At 47.5% G+C, this 14,904-nt stretch carries 13 protein-coding genes; 10 read left to right on the forward strand and 3 right to left on the reverse strand.

Translation table 11 applies throughout. The features are described from left to right. Nucleotides 1-19 precede the first annotated feature (19 nt). Both LZG74_RS06945 and LZG74_RS06950 read left to right on the forward strand, forming a co-directional pair. Nucleotides 20-2,821, forward strand: coding sequence for a PAS domain S-box protein (locus LZG74_RS06945; RefSeq protein ID WP_233795842.1), 2,802 nt, complete (start codon nucleotides 20-22; stop codon nucleotides 2,819-2,821). Further along, nucleotides 2,818-3,222, forward strand: a complete 405-nt coding sequence (locus tag LZG74_RS06950; protein WP_233795843.1) for a response regulator — start codon at nucleotides 2,818-2,820, stop codon at nucleotides 3,220-3,222. The genes LZG74_RS06945 and LZG74_RS06950 overlap by 4 nt, the downstream gene beginning before the upstream one ends. Nucleotides 3,223-3,230: 8 nt before the next feature. Here the strand turns inward: LZG74_RS06950 and LZG74_RS06955 are convergent, their stop codons facing one another. Continuing rightward, nucleotides 3,231-3,653, reverse strand: a complete 423-nt coding sequence (locus LZG74_RS06955) for a response regulator (protein ID WP_233795844.1) — start codon at nucleotides 3,651-3,653, stop codon at nucleotides 3,231-3,233. Nucleotides 3,654-3,883: 230 nt separating this feature from the next. On the opposite strand from LZG74_RS06955, the gene LZG74_RS06960 reads away from it, so the two are divergent. From LZG74_RS06960 to LZG74_RS06995, 8 genes are all read left to right on the forward strand, one after another. Next, nucleotides 3,884-4,243 (forward strand): YtxH domain-containing protein, encoded by a 360-nt coding sequence (locus LZG74_RS06960; protein ID WP_233795845.1) that lies wholly within the window; start codon nucleotides 3,884-3,886, stop codon nucleotides 4,241-4,243. Between the two features lie 2 nt (nucleotides 4,244-4,245). Beyond that, nucleotides 4,246-4,674 carry a YsnF/AvaK domain-containing protein gene (locus tag LZG74_RS06965; protein ID WP_233795846.1) on the forward strand — a complete coding sequence of 143 codons (429 nt, stop codon included), beginning with the start codon at nucleotides 4,246-4,248 and terminating at the stop codon, nucleotides 4,672-4,674. A 47-nt stretch (nucleotides 4,675-4,721) separates the two neighbouring features. Beyond that, nucleotides 4,722-5,810 (forward strand): YsnF/AvaK domain-containing protein, encoded by a 1,089-nt coding sequence (locus LZG74_RS06970; RefSeq protein WP_233795847.1) that lies wholly within the window; start codon nucleotides 4,722-4,724, stop codon nucleotides 5,808-5,810. Between the two features lie 169 nt (nucleotides 5,811-5,979). Continuing rightward, nucleotides 5,980-6,474, forward strand: coding sequence for a hypothetical protein (locus LZG74_RS06975; protein ID WP_233795848.1), 495 nt, complete (start codon nucleotides 5,980-5,982; stop codon nucleotides 6,472-6,474). Between the two features lie 200 nt (nucleotides 6,475-6,674). After that, nucleotides 6,675-9,776, forward strand: a complete 3,102-nt coding sequence (locus tag LZG74_RS06980) for a TonB-dependent receptor (protein ID WP_233795849.1) — start codon at nucleotides 6,675-6,677, stop codon at nucleotides 9,774-9,776. 30 nt (nucleotides 9,777-9,806) lie between these two features. Continuing rightward, complete coding sequence (locus tag LZG74_RS06985) at nucleotides 9,807-11,351, forward strand: RagB/SusD family nutrient uptake outer membrane protein (protein WP_233795850.1); 1,545 nt, start codon at nucleotides 9,807-9,809, stop codon at nucleotides 11,349-11,351. A 32-nt stretch (nucleotides 11,352-11,383) separates the two neighbouring features. Continuing rightward, nucleotides 11,384-12,457 carry a family 43 glycosylhydrolase gene (locus LZG74_RS06990; protein WP_233795851.1) on the forward strand — a complete coding sequence of 358 codons (1,074 nt, stop codon included), beginning with the start codon at nucleotides 11,384-11,386 and terminating at the stop codon, nucleotides 12,455-12,457. A gap of 52 nt (nucleotides 12,458-12,509) precedes the next feature. After that, nucleotides 12,510-13,997, forward strand: a complete 1,488-nt coding sequence (locus tag LZG74_RS06995; RefSeq protein ID WP_233795852.1) for a family 43 glycosylhydrolase — start codon at nucleotides 12,510-12,512, stop codon at nucleotides 13,995-13,997. Nucleotides 13,998-14,056: 59 nt separating this feature from the next. On the opposite strand, the gene LZG74_RS07000 is transcribed toward LZG74_RS06995, so the two are convergent. Continuing rightward, nucleotides 14,057-14,308 carry a hypothetical protein gene (locus tag LZG74_RS07000; protein WP_026631002.1) on the reverse strand — a complete coding sequence of 84 codons (252 nt, stop codon included), beginning with the start codon at nucleotides 14,306-14,308 and terminating at the stop codon, nucleotides 14,057-14,059. A gap of 71 nt (nucleotides 14,309-14,379) precedes the next feature. Beyond that, on the reverse strand, nucleotides 14,380-14,820 hold the full coding sequence (locus tag LZG74_RS07005) for a hypothetical protein (protein WP_233795853.1): 441 nt from the start codon (nucleotides 14,818-14,820) through the stop codon (nucleotides 14,380-14,382). Nucleotides 14,821-14,904: the final 84 nt, after the last annotated feature.

A 14,904-nucleotide genomic window follows, 5' to 3' on the forward strand; every position in this document is an offset into this window, starting at 1 on the left:
ACATCCTAATGGATTTAAAATGGAGAGTAGTCTGAAAATAGTTTACCTGGAAAATTCACACGATCAAGCGAACATTGTAACACAAGCCTTGCAGAAAGCAGACCTGCTTCCAGTCATCACAATAGCTGGCACGAGAGAACAATTTATTGCTGCTGTTACGGAATCTGCTCCCGATATCATTCTTTCGGAATACAATTTACCAGGCATTAAATGCACCGAGGCGCTTGAAATTCTGCGGTCGCTTGACCTTACGATTCCCTTCATTGTTATTTCCGATGCGGTCTCCGATACAATGGCGGAAGAAATGTTGCTGACCGGGGTAGATGACTATATGATCAAAAATCAGGCTGGCCGTTTGTCATTTGCAGTGCATAAGGCCCTTGAAAAATACCAGGTTAAGCGGGAACAACAGGCGTTGCTGCAACAATTAACCAATAGTGAAAGGCGTTTTCGCACCCTTGTTGAAAACAGCAGCGATGCGGTGGTGATACTCGATAGGGAAGCGCGGCCAACTTATGTATCGCATGCGGTAAAAAACGTCCTGGGATATACGGCCGAGGAAGTTATGGCTATGGACATTTTTTCCAAGGCGCACCCCGAGGACCTTTCCGGGTTATCGGATACCATGATGAAAGTATTTGCCAATCCCGGAACCGCAATACCAGGGCACACCGGCCGAATGCTTCATAAGGATGGCACATGGCGCTGGATAGAGGCAACGGTAACCAACCTCCTGGACGAGCCGGCGGTGAATGGGATTGTTGATAATTTCAGGGATATTACAAAACAAAAGGTCAGCGAAGATAAAATACTTCATCTGAACAGGCTGTACGCTTTCCTGAGCCAGGTTAACCACACGGTTGTACATGCGCCGGACGCGCAAACGGTCCTGAAAGAAGTTTGCAGGATTGCGTGTGAAACCGGGAAATTTCAGGGAGCCTGGGTAGGGATGTTTGTCCATGACACTGAAAAAATCAATGTTGTTGAGCAGCATGCCGTGCCGGAAGAATTTATGGCTGGCCTTGCAAATGTAGCTGGCGAGCAGACCATGTTGCGTTCGTCTCTGGAATCACAGCCTTATTATATTACCAATAACACACAGGAAAAATTTCTTTCCGATTCCTGGAAAGCGCTGGCAGCTTTGGCTGGATATCAGTCTTGTTTGGTTTTGCCCATCAAAAGATCGGGCGAGATCGTGGGGACGTTTAACCTTTACGCTTCCGAAACGGATATATTCACTGAGGCCGAAATTACTTTATTGGAGGAAGCAGCCATGGAAATTTCTTACTCCCTGGATTTCTTCGAAAAGGAAAGATTGAAACTGATCGCTGACGAACAACTCAAACACAAAGAAAGACGCTTGCGGCAGGCCCAGGCGATAGCGCATTTGGGCAGCTGGGAAACAGACCTGGCAACCAATACCAGTGTATGGTCGGATGAAGCATGCCGGATTTACGGCCTGGAAGATCAGGACAACATTCAATCCACAGCGTCGTGGCTGTCATTTGTGTATCCCGAGGACCTGGAATATGTTATAAAAAGCAATCAGCGCGTATTGGATTCCATGCAGCCCGCCGACTATCATCACCGTATCATCAGAAAAGACGGGCAGGTCAGGCATTTGCACGTGCGCGCGCAGATCGAGCTGAACAGCCTCGGAGAACCAGCTACATTATATGGTGTTTTACATGATGTTACTGAGCAAAAACAAGCCGATGAAAAAGTAATTAAGGCACTTGAAGAAAGAAAAGTGATCCTTGAAAGCATTGGGGACGGGTTTTATGCATTGGATAAAAACTGGACCGTCAACTATTGGAACAAAGAAGCCGAGATCCTGTTGCATCTCCCGAAAGAAAAAATACTGGGTCGGAGCTTGTGGGATGTTTTTCCGCACGTCGTCCAGACAACTATTTATGAAAAATATAATAAGGCGGTGGAGCTCAATGCAATCCAGCATTTCGAGTTTTATTATGCAATGGACAACACCTGGTTCGAGATTACAGCTTACCCTTCCCTGAATGGCCTATCGGCATATTTCCGGGACATTACCGAGCGGAAAGAGTCTGAATCAAGGCTCCGGGAGCTTAATGAGAATTTACGGAACTATGCGAGTGAGCTTTCCGAATCCAACAAAGGGCTTGACCAGTTTGCGTACATCGTATCGCACAACCTGCGGGCGCCCGTAGCAAATATTATCGGCCTCGGCGAGCTGATTAGCCAGGATGCCTATCCGCAACCGGTGAAGGACGAGTTCCTGGAAGGCATACTATTGAATGTAAAAAGGCTGGATGATGTCATTTCGGATTTGAATACAATCTTGCGTATCAAACGGGAGGTAAGTGAAAACAAAGAATCTGTGAATTTGCAGCATCTGGTCGATAACATACGGTCGAGCCTTCAAAACATCATTGATAGAGAGCAGGTCAGCATTCAAACAGACTTCCGCGCCGTAGATGAGTTGTTTACGCTTAAAACTTACCTGTACAGCATCTTTTACAATTTGATTATCAATAGCATAAAGTATCGCCGCCCGGATCTGTCGCCTGTTATTTACATTAGCAGCAGCCTCGACGACGGCCTGGTGAACATTAGTATACGCGATAATGGGATGGGAATTGATCTGACAAGAAAAGGCTCTCAGATTTTTGGTTTATATAAACGCTTCCATCAGCATGTAGAAGGCAAAGGCCTGGGGCTGTTTATGGTCAAAACGCAGGTGGAAATGCTCGGTGGAAAGATTCATGTGAATAGTACTGTGAATGAAGGCACTGAATTCAAGATTGAATTTCAGTCTGAACTGAATCAAAACCCGGTTATATGAAGTTACCTGCTCAATTTATTGTGGTCGATGATGATCCGATCAACAATATGGTCTGCAAATATGTGATCGCAAGTGTTGCACCCGCGGCCAGCATACAGCTGTTTACCAATCCGGAAGAAGCGCTAACGTTCTTCAAAGAAGCATTCGGGCAGGCGACACTTTTTGGGGAAACGGTGCTCTTTCTTGACATTAATATGCCCACAATGAGCGGGTGGGAATTTCTGGATGAGGTGGCCTTATTTCCCAGTCAAATGCGCTCACAACTTGCGATATATTTGCTTTCGTCCTCCATCGACCCGGAGGATATCAAGAGTGCCGAAGAACATCCGCTTGTGCAGGGTTATCATTCCAAGCCGCTCAGCAAGGAAGTGTTCGGGAAGATTTATTCAGAAAATGAGTGAAAGGCGGTTCAGAAATTATTCGGGGCAGCACACTTTTTCCAATAGTCGATCATCACTTTGATAGTCGATTTAATCTCTTCAAATTCACCTGGTTTTACAAAAAATCCCTGCGCTGATGTGCTGTAAGCATCGATAACGACCTGATGGTTGATGGCCGTTGTAAAATAAACGTAAGGAATGCATTTAAGGCTCAGCTCGGCATCTGTTTGGACTTTTCTCCTCAGTTCCAGTCCGTTAAGCTGGGGCAGGTTAATGTCCGAGATAATAATAAAGGGCCGTTCGTCGACCTGATACAAATATTGTAATGCCGTTTGCCCATCCGCAAAATACATCCGCGGATTAGAGTAACCGAGCTCATTAAAAACTTCTTCTAATACAAACTGATCGTCGGGGTCGTCCTCTATAATGATAATCGGGCCGTTCTTATTCATGCTATATAATTGTGTAGCGGAGAATTCAATTGAATTACAAACATACTTTTGCAGGAAGTAATTTGCCAAAGCTAAACAGCTTTAATGTCAAATCAACATTACGCCCTAAATAACTGGGCCAACGAATTGTGCATGGCCTAACATTGCACTATGCATCGCTGAATCGTCGCTGGCTTTTCGCCTGGCACATTTTTAGCAGTAATTGAGGCTCAACTAAACATTATAATGTCATGAGCTCGAAGTATCATTATGAAGACAAAGAAGATTTTAACGGCGGTTTTGTAATTGGTGTGCTCGTAGGTGCGACAGTTGGTGCGTTAGCTGCCATGTTATTCGCTCCAAAATCAGGCGCAGAGACACGTCAGCAGATTAAAGACCTGGCCGATCAGCAAAAAGACAAGCTGAAAAATCAATGGGAAGAAACCAAATCAAAGGCTGCCGAAGTAGCTGGCACAGCCAAGGATAAGCTTAACTCTTTGACAGACCAGGTTAAAGACACAGCGAATGCATATGTCGATAAAGCAAAGGGTTCCGCTGAACAACTTGCCGATGAGACAAAAGAAACTGTGGACAAATTTCCGAGACAATAACAATGTCTTCCAATAATGACGGTTCCGGGATCGGTCATGAATTTTCTTCCGGGGAAACAAAGAAGATCCCGGTAATCGAGGAAAAACTGGTGATATCTTCCAAAGTTGTAGAAACGGGGAGTGTTACTGTTTCAAAAAAAGTGCTGGAAGAGGAAGTTTTCGCTGATGCTACGGTTACGCGTGAAGAAGTGACCATAGAAAGAAAAGAAATCAATCAGTATGTGGACGCTGCTCCGGCACCTGTTCGACAAGAGGGGGATATTACCATTATTTCGGTTGTCAAGGAGGTTTTGGTTGTGGAAAAGCGGTTGATGCTGGTTGAAGAAATTCACATAAAAAAGCATCAGCACCAGGATCAGAAAACATATTCACAAGTGCTGAGAAAAGAAGAAGTCACGATTTCAAGAGACACTTCAGGCATGGATATTTAAGAGTGGGCGGCTAATCAACAAACCAATAACTTTTAAAATAAGAAATCATGGCTAATACAGTAGTTGGAATTTTCGAATATGAAAGCGATGCGCAGGAAGCGCAAAACTATTTACTGGCAAACGGATTCGCAGGCGGCGATGTCGATATCAAAACGGCTTCCTATAAGTCGGACCAGGAAACATCAACTGTTCATAATGACGACGAGGATGTGATGGACCGTATCGGTAACTTTTTCAGGGACCTGTTTGATGGGGACGAAGAAGAAACAAGACGTTACTCGGAAGCGGGACGTCGCGGAACCATTGTAACAGTTCATGCTGCCAATGCGATGGAAGCGGAAAACGCAGCTGCTATTCTTGACCAGTTCGGTGCAGTGGATGTGAATGACCATAATGCTAAGTATACGGCAGACCAAGGATATACGGCAGGTCAAGGATATGCAGGCACCGCTACGGAAGTTCCGGTAAATCCATATCCCGATAACACAGTAGATCCCTATGCAAACCGATCGCTTAATGTTGTATCTGATTCTGATGATTTAACAACCCGTAACGACAGCTCGCTGATTGGCGATGAGTATTCAACAAATCGCGATCGTTCACTTATTGAAGATGACTATTCAACAATTCGGAACGACAGCTCGATTGTTAGCGATGACATTTCAACAAATCGGGAGAGTTCACTGATTGGAGATGACTATGCAACCGATCGGGATGAAAGATCCATCGTTGCGGATGAGCAATCGGGATCGTTACCGGTTATCAAGGAAGAGTTGCAAGTTGGGAAACGCGAGATTGAAACGGGTGGCGTGCGTCTGAGAAGCCGCATCATTGAACGTCCGGTCCAGGAAAGCGTTCGCCTGCGTCAGGAGCAAGTGAATGTGAACAGGACACCTGTTGACCGCATTGCTTCAGAATCGGATTTTGATACCTTCACAGAAGGAACTATTGAAATGAAGGAATATGCAGAGATCCCGGTTGTAAATAAGGAAGCTCGGGTCGTGGAAGAAGTAAGCTTGAACAAGACAGTGGACGAGCGCGATGAGGTAATCAACGAAACGCTGCGCCATACAGAAGTGGAAGCCGAAGATCTGACCAATGAAGAGCGATTGAGAAGAAGGGGGCTCGACCTTTGATCAGACATAATTAGACGTCAAATAGGCACTTTAACAGGTGCCTATTTTTTTGTGCCCAAAAATGAAAATTTGTTAGTGAGCGATCTGATCTGTTGGCATGCCTTTTATAATATCCTCCGCCTGGAATGGCTATTATGCCAAACATTATTCATCAAACATTAACCGAACCATGAACAAGCCAATAATCTCATTTTTTGCAGCGATGCTATTCGCTACCACCGTGTCGTATTCTCAAAATGCAACCGTTTCGGGCGGGCAAAATGCTGATAAGAGTAAGCAAGGACAAACTGCATCGCAAAGTAAGCAAGGACAGTCTGCCGCTCAGAGCAAGCAAGGCGCGAATAACGCACCGGCAGCCAGTCCATCCAATCCCAGGCCGGAGGGCAGGAGCAACGCTAACAGCGGTGACGTACAATCAAGCACGAGACCGGGAGGCGCCACGAACGAGAACGCGAACGACGTCGGCAGATATTCTTCCGATAATGAAGATTCGAAATCATTACTGAACTCAAAGGAAGCAGTAGCAAGGCGTAAAAAAAACCTGACCGAATCGGATACGACCATGAAGAAGGGCAGCGGTTCTGCACCAAAAAATACAAAGAACCACACCGGAAAGACCAACAACTACAAAAACGAGGCGACCAAGCATAATACGAAGCAGTAATAATCCCACGCGAGTAACCTCAGATTTCAATGTAACAGCATAAGAATACCGCCATAGAAATGTGGCGGTATTTTACGCTATGTAATTATTGCTTTATCCTTGAATTGGCACAATTTTTATAGAATATATGCAATTTTTCCTGTCAATGAGGAGTTACAATTAACATTAAGGATTCAATTAAATTCATCAACCCATCAGCTATGCGTAATTATTATACCCTGTTTCAACTCTTATTTATTCTGCTTTCCGGCGTTCATTTTGCCCTCGGGCAAGGCACCAATGTAACCGGTGTCGTGCAAACAGCCACGGGTGAAGCCCTGCCTGGCGCCACGGTCGTCGTCGCAGGAACGAATGCCGCCACCATTACAGATGCCGACGGGAAGTTTACAATCACTGCACAAAATGGTCAGACCTTAAGGGTTACTTTTATCGGTTACTTGCCCTCGGAAGTGCCGGTTACCGACCAGACCAGCTACACGATACAGCTCGCCGAGGATGCTCAGAATCTGGAAGAATTTGTGGTGATCGGTTACCAGTCGGTTCGCCGTTCAGACCTGACGGGCGCAACGGGCATCATTGACGCCCAGAATACGAATAAGCGGATTGCCCGTTCGGTCCCGGAAGCATTGCAGGGCATGACCCCGGGCGTCGCGGTCCGGAATGGCGGTGCGCCGGGACAGGAAGCAGTAGTGAACATTCGCGGACTGAGTACACTGTTCGGAAATGCCAGTCCGCTGTACGTGATCGACGGTATGCTGGCCGACGCCAATACAACGGTCAATCCCAATGATGTAGAAACGATACAAGTGTTAAAAGACGCGTCGGCGGCGGCCATTTACGGTTCCCGGGCTGCAAACGGAGTCATTATCATTACTACCAAAAAAGGAAAAGAAGGTGCGCTGAAAGTGGATGCATCGGCGCGTTTTGGCATTTCGTCGCTTCCCAAACGGTGGGATATGATGAATGCACAGGAATACGTGGAAACCAATACCCGCGCTTACCAGGCGGCAGGTTATGCATTGCAGCCATCTGTGGCTAATTATAATGGCGCCGTCAATACAAACTGGGCTGATGAGTTGCTGCAAACAGGCAGTATTCAGGATTATAATGTCAGCTTGTCCGGGGGAGGCAAGGATAGCAAATATCTCATCTCCGGCTCTTATTTTGCGGATGAAGGTGTGCTCAAAGCCCGGGATTTCAAGCGTGGTTCGATGCGGATCAACACCGAGGCGACCCGCAATAAATTTACGTTCGGCGAAAACCTGATGGTGTCGAGCACCGAGCGGAATGCACCATTTCAGGGTGGATTCGCAGAGGGGAATGCCTGGTACGATGTATGGACAAGCCTGCCGATCATCCCGGTCCAAAGTGCCGACCTGCAAAGTACTTCCAATCCGGGCGGCTGGGGTTACGGGTCATTCAATGCGCGGTCATTTTCCAGAAACCAGGCAGCCATCAACGACATTACCCGCTCAACTTCCAATTTTTTCAAAGTGCTGGGTAATGCATTTATCGATTATAAAATCCTGAAAAACGTTACTTACCGCTTCAATGCCGGTTTGGAAACGAGCTTTGACAAAACGAATAACATCAGGAAAGAAGGCCTCTGGTACTGGAACCAATCACCGGAATTCAGCAGCGTAGGGCAGACAAGGGCACAATTCCTGAGCTATCTGTTTGAGCATACATTGAATTTCAATTTTACGTTTAACAAGCACAACTTAAACGGGGTCGTAGGGTATACGCAGCAGACCATTCGCAATGATGATGTTGGGGGGCGGCGTTTACAACTGGGTGTGTACGGCGGTGATTATTTTACAACCATCAATTCGGCCAGTGGTGGCATGACAGCGACGGGAACCCGTTCACAGACGCTGATCAATTCCGCTTTGGGCAGGCTAAACTATAATTTTGCTGAAAAATATTACCTCACATTCACTTTCCGGGCTGATAAGGATTCACGTTTTTCGCCTGCCCATCGCACGGGATATTTTCCATCGGCCGCAGCTTCATGGAAAGTCAGTAATGAAGAATTTTTCAAATCTGACATTATCGACGAGCTGAAACTGAGAGGTTCTTATGGCGTCCTCGGCTCGGCGAATTTGAGTAACTATCAGTTTACCGGATTCTTAAACCAGGCACCAAGGGCAGTTTTTGGATCGGGGCAGACAGAATTTCCCGGTGCTACGCAAGCCAGGCTGGTTTATGAAGATATTAAATGGGAGCAAAAAGCGACAACCAACATTGGTGCAGACCTGGTGCTTTTCAACAACAAGCTCGCTATTACCATTGACGCCTTCCGTTCTGTGGCAAAAGACGTTCTGCTATCGCTGCCACTGCCCCTTTACATCGGGAATTTGCAAGGCGATCCGTTGGTTAACATTGGTTCTATTGAAAACAAAGGCATTGAGCTGGATTTTACGTATCGCCATACATCCGGACCATTCACTTGGAGCGTTGCGCCCAATTTCAGTCTGATCCGGAACAAGGTGCTCGAGTTGGGTAATCTGGGTGTGGATGAAGAAACGGGAGAGCCGAGGAATTACATTCAATCGGGCAATACGCGTTCGCAAGTTGGCCGCTCTATTGGTGAATATTATTTGATTAAAACAGATGGCCTCTTCCAGAATGACGAAGAAATTCAGGCGCATAAAGCGCAGGCCGCTTACGCAAAACCGGGTGATGTCCGCTACGTAAACCGCATAGATCAGGGAACCAATGATGATATCAACGACCGTGACCGCACATTTGCAGGCAGTCCATGGCCAAAACTAACTTCCGGTTTGATCCTGAACGGGTCGTGGTCGGGCTTATCGCTGAATGTCCAGTTCTATGGGGCATTTGGCCAAAAAATTTACAATGATGTGAGAAGGGACATTGACGGAATGGGCTACTCCAACTACCGCCGTGACATTAACCCGTGGACTCCACAAAATACGGACACTGATTTCCCAAGGTTAGGGGTTTCGTACTCCACCGGAGCAGCAGGCGACCCTGCCAGTGCAGATCGGGGCATTGTATCCAATGTGCGCGGCAATACCGACCGCTGGCTGGAAAACGGGTCCTATCTGAGGCTTAGAAATGTCGAACTTTCATATTCTATCCCCGAAGCTGTGACTACCAAACTGGCTCTGAGCAATGCCAGAGTATATGTAAGCGCGCAGAACCTGCTGACGTTCACCAAATACACGGGCCTTGATCCGGATGTGGTCGGAGCGAATTTCAATCTCGAACCGGGCGTCGACCTGGGTGGATATCCGTCTTCCCGTATTATTTCTTTCGGCATCAACCTGGGTTTCTGATCAGCAGCCTTTATCTCAAAAGACATCAACATGAAAAAGATATTTTTGCTTACCTCATTCATATTAATGGTTGCCACGGCTTGTAACCGCGATTTTGATCAGCCTAATCCGAATAACCCTACCATTGCGTCTTTTTGGAAGAGCCAGAACGATGCCATTAAAGGGATCAACGCCGTTTACAGCACATTCCACAGGACTGCCACGCTTTATTCCCGGTTCCTGTTTTACCACGGCATGCTGCGTTCGGACGAAGGTTACGGCTCAGGCGGTGACATTACGCTGAACAATGTAATGGGTTTCAATCAGACCAATTACAACGAAGGACTGACCGCCGGGACGTGGCAAAATCTGTTTATCGGCATATTCAGGGCCAATCAGGTGCTTGCTTATGTGCCGGGGATCGAGATGGACGAAGCATTGAAAAACCGGATCATCGGCGAAGCGAAGTTTATGCGCGGCCTGTTTTATTTCAACCTGACGCTTTATTTCGGAAGGCCGCCCATTATCCTTGAACCTTCCGAACCAACAGATCGTCCTGTTAATGCAACCAATGAACAAGCCTGGGCGCAAGTTGTAAAAGACCTCACCGAAGCCGCACCTGCATTGCCACTAAGCTACACCGGAGACGACCTCGGCCGGGCCACACGCGGCGCAGCCATGGGTTTATTGGGAAAAGCCTTTTTGCAGCAGAATAAAAATCAGGAAGCAGCAACAGCATTGGCCTGGTTCATTACAGGAGAAGGAAAAGGGCTGTACACGCTTACGGCCAACTATCAGGACAACTTCAAAGCATCCACGGAAAACAACAGCGAATCGGTGTTTGAGATCCAGTTTCGTTTTAATCCGAACGAAAATACGGATGACGACGTGGATGAAACCCGTATTAATAACACCGGAACTTCCATTGCGCAGTTTTATGCGCCACGGGGCGTCGGCTTTTCGGATGGAGGTGCGCGTCGCTGGCTGGTAGGCGAATTCAAAAAGGAAAATACCGCACTGGGCACCAGAGACCCCAGACTTGCCGCAACATTACTTTTTGATTCTACAGACGTTCGTGGTCCTAACTTTACCATGGTTTACGGGAAGACATTTGCCAGCCGTTACGGCACCAACACCGGCGAAAGCAGCTCAGTATGGTTCAGAAAACAGCTCAATGATAATGAAGCGGGCCGGACGGAGGAAGGTTTCCGTTCACCCAATAACCATCGCCTGCTGCGCTATGCCGACATTTTACTTATGTACGCAGAGGCGCTTAACGGACTCGGGCAAACCGCACAGGCTTATCCATTCGTAGACATGGTGCGTGTGCGGGCAGGTCTGCGACCGCTTACACAGGCCAGACCAGGCTTGTCGCAAGCACAATTCCTTGCCCAGATCAAGCATGAGCGCATTACTGAACTTACTGGTGAAACCTGGCGATTCGCCGATCTGCAACGGTGGGGGGATTTAGGAAAAGAGCTGGCTGCCCGCGACCCTGAATTTACGAACTTTGAAAAAGGCAGGAACGAGTGGTATCCCATTCCACAATCGGATATTGATTTAAATCCTAATTTAACGCAGAATCCACGTTATTAGTAGCAAATTCTGGTTCCATTTAAACCGCCGTTATGACATTTAAAACCTTGTACAAGCCAGTCCTGATCTGGTGCCTTGCATTTTTATTTATCGACGCATCCTGTAAAAAGGAAGCAAAAAGCCCCGAGCCGGGTAAGCAGCAGCAGGCAGCAACATTCTCTAACCCCTTACTGAATGCTGCTCCCGATCCCTGGGTTTTTCAAAAAGATACAACCTACTATTATTTGCACACGTTAGGCAACCGGATACAGATCTGGAAGACGGGTAAAATGAGCCGCTTGAAGGATGTTACGCCGGTTACGGTCTTTAATGCGCCTGCATCGGGCGGTAACTCGCGGGATATATGGGCACCGGAGCTCTTTTTTCTGAATGGTAAATGGTATATCTACTATACCGGCTCCGACGGACAGGACCGCAACCACCGCATGTGGGTGCTGGAAAATGCAAATGCAGACCCGACGCAGGGCACCTGGACGGACAAAGGGCAGCTCAAAACGCAGCCGGAAGACCTCTGGTCCATTGATGCGACTGTTTTTCAGCAGGATACTACGCTCTTTATGGTTTGGTCAGGAAGGCCGTTTGCAGGCGGAAGCACCGATTTAACCCAGAATTTATACATTTCGCGGATGGCTAATCCGTTTACCCTTGCCGGACCCACGGTGAAGATCGCTGATCCGCAGTATGATTGGGAAAAGCGTGGGTTTCCAGTGAACGAAGGCCCGGAGATTTTGAAAAACCCGGCCGGACAAACCCTTCTCGTATTTTCGGGAAGTTACTGCGGGGATGACCGTTATTCGCTCGGTATCGCCCGTTTGCAGGAAGGAAGTGATCCATTGAAACCCGCAAGCTGGACTAAAATAGCCAATCCGGTTTTCACAGGCCTGGCTTCGGCCAATGCTTTCGGCGTGGGGCACAATGGCTTTTTCAAATCCAGAGACGGCAAGGAAGACTGGATCATTTACCATGCCAACTCGGCCTCCGGGCAGGGCTGCGGCGGTTCACGGAATGTGAGAATGCAGAAATTCACCTGGACAGCGGACGGTCTTCCCAGCTTCGGCGAGCCGGTTTCTACGGGGCAAGCCATTGCCGTTCCCTCGGGCGAATAGCGTTTTGGCTTATATTTGGGGCCGGAATGCAGTTTACATTTAAAAGTTATTTATGAAAAAATTGAGCATTAGTCTGCTGTTGTTGATATTCGTACACATTGCCCATGCACAGCAGGCAGTAATCCGTGGTGATTTCGCGGACCCTTCCGTTATTAAAGTAGGAGACACATATTACGCCGCAGGAACCAGTTCCAACTGGGCGCCTGGCTTTCCGGTGATGAAGTCCAAAGACCTGAAAAACTGGACACAAACAGGATCCATTTTCCCGGACCTGACCGGCTGGGCGGACTATTACTACTGGGCGCCTGAGCTGAATTACGAGAATGGGAAAGTATACGTTTATTATACTGCACATAAAAAAGGGGGTAACCTGTGCGTAGGGGTAGCCAGTGCCGACACGCCCGAGGGGCCATTCAAAGATCACGGTCCGCTGGTTTGTCAGGAAGTAGGCTCGATCGACGGTTTCCCGATCCGGGATGAAAATAACAAGCTGCACCTGATCTGGAAAGAAGACGGCAATAGCGTAGGTAAGGCAACGCCGATCTGGATCCAGGAAATCAATGAGGAAAAAACGGCGCTTGTGGGCGAGAAAAAGGAGCTGTTCAGAAACGATACGCCCTGGGAAGCCAACCTTGTGGAAGGCGTTTCGGTGATTAGGAACAATGGCTATTTCTACGCAATTTATGCAGCAGCAGGCTGCTGCGGGCCAGGCTGCACCTATGCCACCGGCATTGCACGTTCCAAAAGCCTGATGGGGCCCTGGGAGAAATTCGAAGGAAACCCAATTATGACCGGCCAGGGCGACTGGATGTGCCCGGGACACGGAACAGCCGTTACGTACCAGGGAAAAAATTATTTCCTTTATCACGCTTACGACAAGTCTTCAAACAAATATACGGGCCGTCAGGCGCTGGTTCGCGGTTTTGAATTCACACCCGATAACTGGATCCGTTTTACAGATGAATATCTTTCCCCGTCGGACAGCCCGAAAATGTTTACGGCAACAGACGATTTTAACAAAGAAAAACTTGATCTGCAATGGAGCTGGTCGGTTTTCAACAAGCCCGCTTTCGAGCTGAAAAACGGCCGTATAGGTTTACAGATTAAAGACGACCGCGAGTTGTTTATCGCAAGAAGGATAGAAGGCCCCAATTATGAGGCAACTGTGGAGACCATTCCCGCAAAAAGCGCAATGGCCGGTGTAGCATTGATCGGTGACGAGAAAAATTTGATTTACGCTGTGGCAAAGCAGGATAGCATTGACATTACCATTGTTAAAGATGGCGCAAGAAGCAGTCTGGGTAAGTTTCCTATTGCCACAAAGGGGAAAAATTTATTCATCAAAATGACTGTAAAAAACAATACGGAGATTGGTTTTCAATACAGCCTTAATGGCTCCGCTTTTACAGCTTTGAAAATCAGCGCGCCTGATATTACTTTCCTGCCACCATGGGACCGGGCGGTTCGCGCCGGCATTTTGGCAAAAGGCGTTGAGGGTGAAGTGGCAGTTATAGAGAAATTTGTATTTAAAAATCAATAATAAAAAAGCCCACCGTGTCTTGAAATAACGCACGGTGGGCTGAATTAAGTTTGCATGGACTAATCACCTTCCTGATCGTGTCCCTGCGTTTTAACAATCTTGTTATAAACGCCCAGCAGCAAAAATGGTGCTGCCCATTGTCCTACAAACAAGGCTGTATGCTTGCGTTTCATGATTTTCAATGCGAGCGAAACGCCCATTGATCCCAATGCCGCCCATAAGAAAATGTCAGATGGTAATTTAGCGGTCTGCTCTTCGATTGCCTCGGCTACTTTGCCTTCGCTATGCGTGGCATTTGTTATATTTTCCATATTTATTGGTTTTAGTGCGGCTCGGGTATGTAAAAACCATACCAGCCGCCGCGTTGTTGAGTCATATTGCTCTACACAATTCGTTTGTCCTTAAAAGCAGATAATGTCACCCCGAAGATGAGGTGTGCGATCATAAGCTGCGTGTAATATCCTTTTCGGTGCGTTTTGGGCGGGTTAGGATGGTTTTCGAACATTGTTTTCCACCAGAGTATCCCCGAGGCACCTGCTGCGGCCCCGTATAAAAGTCCGTTCAGCGGTGAAGCCTGCGTTTTGCCCAATTTGAGAAATAACTTATAACCTACTCCGAACCCTGCACCAATGAGGTAATGGGATAGCCAGCCCAGCGGTGGCGCCGCTTCTTTTTCAATATTCAGAGATCTTTCCAGGAATGTCGCAAGCAGCTTTGGTTCGCTGAAATTTTCATCCTCCTTGTGCGAGGCAATATAGCTGAAAAGCGTCATGGCGGATGTGGCCGTCGCGGCAGCCAAAAGGGTGTTGGTTACTGGTTTCATAACATAATCTTTTATTGTGATGGGTTGGGAGTCATTCACGAGGCTAAGTAAATGACGGTCATGTTGCTTACAAAGATTATACCG

This window comes from Dyadobacter sp. CY327 (genome assembly GCF_021390415.1).
Classification (GTDB): domain Bacteria; phylum Bacteroidota; class Bacteroidia; order Cytophagales; family Spirosomataceae; genus Dyadobacter; species Dyadobacter chenhuakuii.

Excerpts from the sequence above, each read along its gene's own strand:
- LZG74_RS06945 (WP_233795842.1), top strand. The coding sequence starts at position 20 with ATGGAGAGTAGTCTGAAAATAGTTTACCTGGAAAATTCACACGATCAA.
- LZG74_RS06950 (WP_233795843.1), top strand. The coding sequence starts at position 2,818 with ATGAAGTTACCTGCTCAATTTATTGTGGTCGATGATGATCCGATCAAC.
- LZG74_RS06955 (WP_233795844.1), bottom strand. The coding sequence starts at position 3,653 with ATGAATAAGAACGGCCCGATTATCATTATAGAGGACGACCCCGACGAT.
- LZG74_RS06960 (WP_233795845.1), top strand. The coding sequence starts at position 3,884 with ATGAGCTCGAAGTATCATTATGAAGACAAAGAAGATTTTAACGGCGGT.
- LZG74_RS06965 (WP_233795846.1), top strand. The coding sequence starts at position 4,246 with ATGTCTTCCAATAATGACGGTTCCGGGATCGGTCATGAATTTTCTTCC.
- LZG74_RS06970 (WP_233795847.1), top strand. The coding sequence starts at position 4,722 with ATGGCTAATACAGTAGTTGGAATTTTCGAATATGAAAGCGATGCGCAG.
- LZG74_RS06975 (WP_233795848.1), top strand. The coding sequence starts at position 5,980 with ATGAACAAGCCAATAATCTCATTTTTTGCAGCGATGCTATTCGCTACC.
- LZG74_RS06980 (WP_233795849.1), top strand. The coding sequence starts at position 6,675 with ATGCGTAATTATTATACCCTGTTTCAACTCTTATTTATTCTGCTTTCC.
- LZG74_RS06985 (WP_233795850.1), top strand. The coding sequence starts at position 9,807 with ATGAAAAAGATATTTTTGCTTACCTCATTCATATTAATGGTTGCCACG.
- LZG74_RS06990 (WP_233795851.1), top strand. The coding sequence starts at position 11,384 with ATGACATTTAAAACCTTGTACAAGCCAGTCCTGATCTGGTGCCTTGCA.
- LZG74_RS06995 (WP_233795852.1), top strand. The coding sequence starts at position 12,510 with ATGAAAAAATTGAGCATTAGTCTGCTGTTGTTGATATTCGTACACATT.
- LZG74_RS07000 (WP_026631002.1), bottom strand. The coding sequence starts at position 14,308 with ATGGAAAATATAACAAATGCCACGCATAGCGAAGGCAAAGTAGCCGAG.
- LZG74_RS07005 (WP_233795853.1), bottom strand. The coding sequence starts at position 14,820 with ATGAAACCAGTAACCAACACCCTTTTGGCTGCCGCGACGGCCACATCC.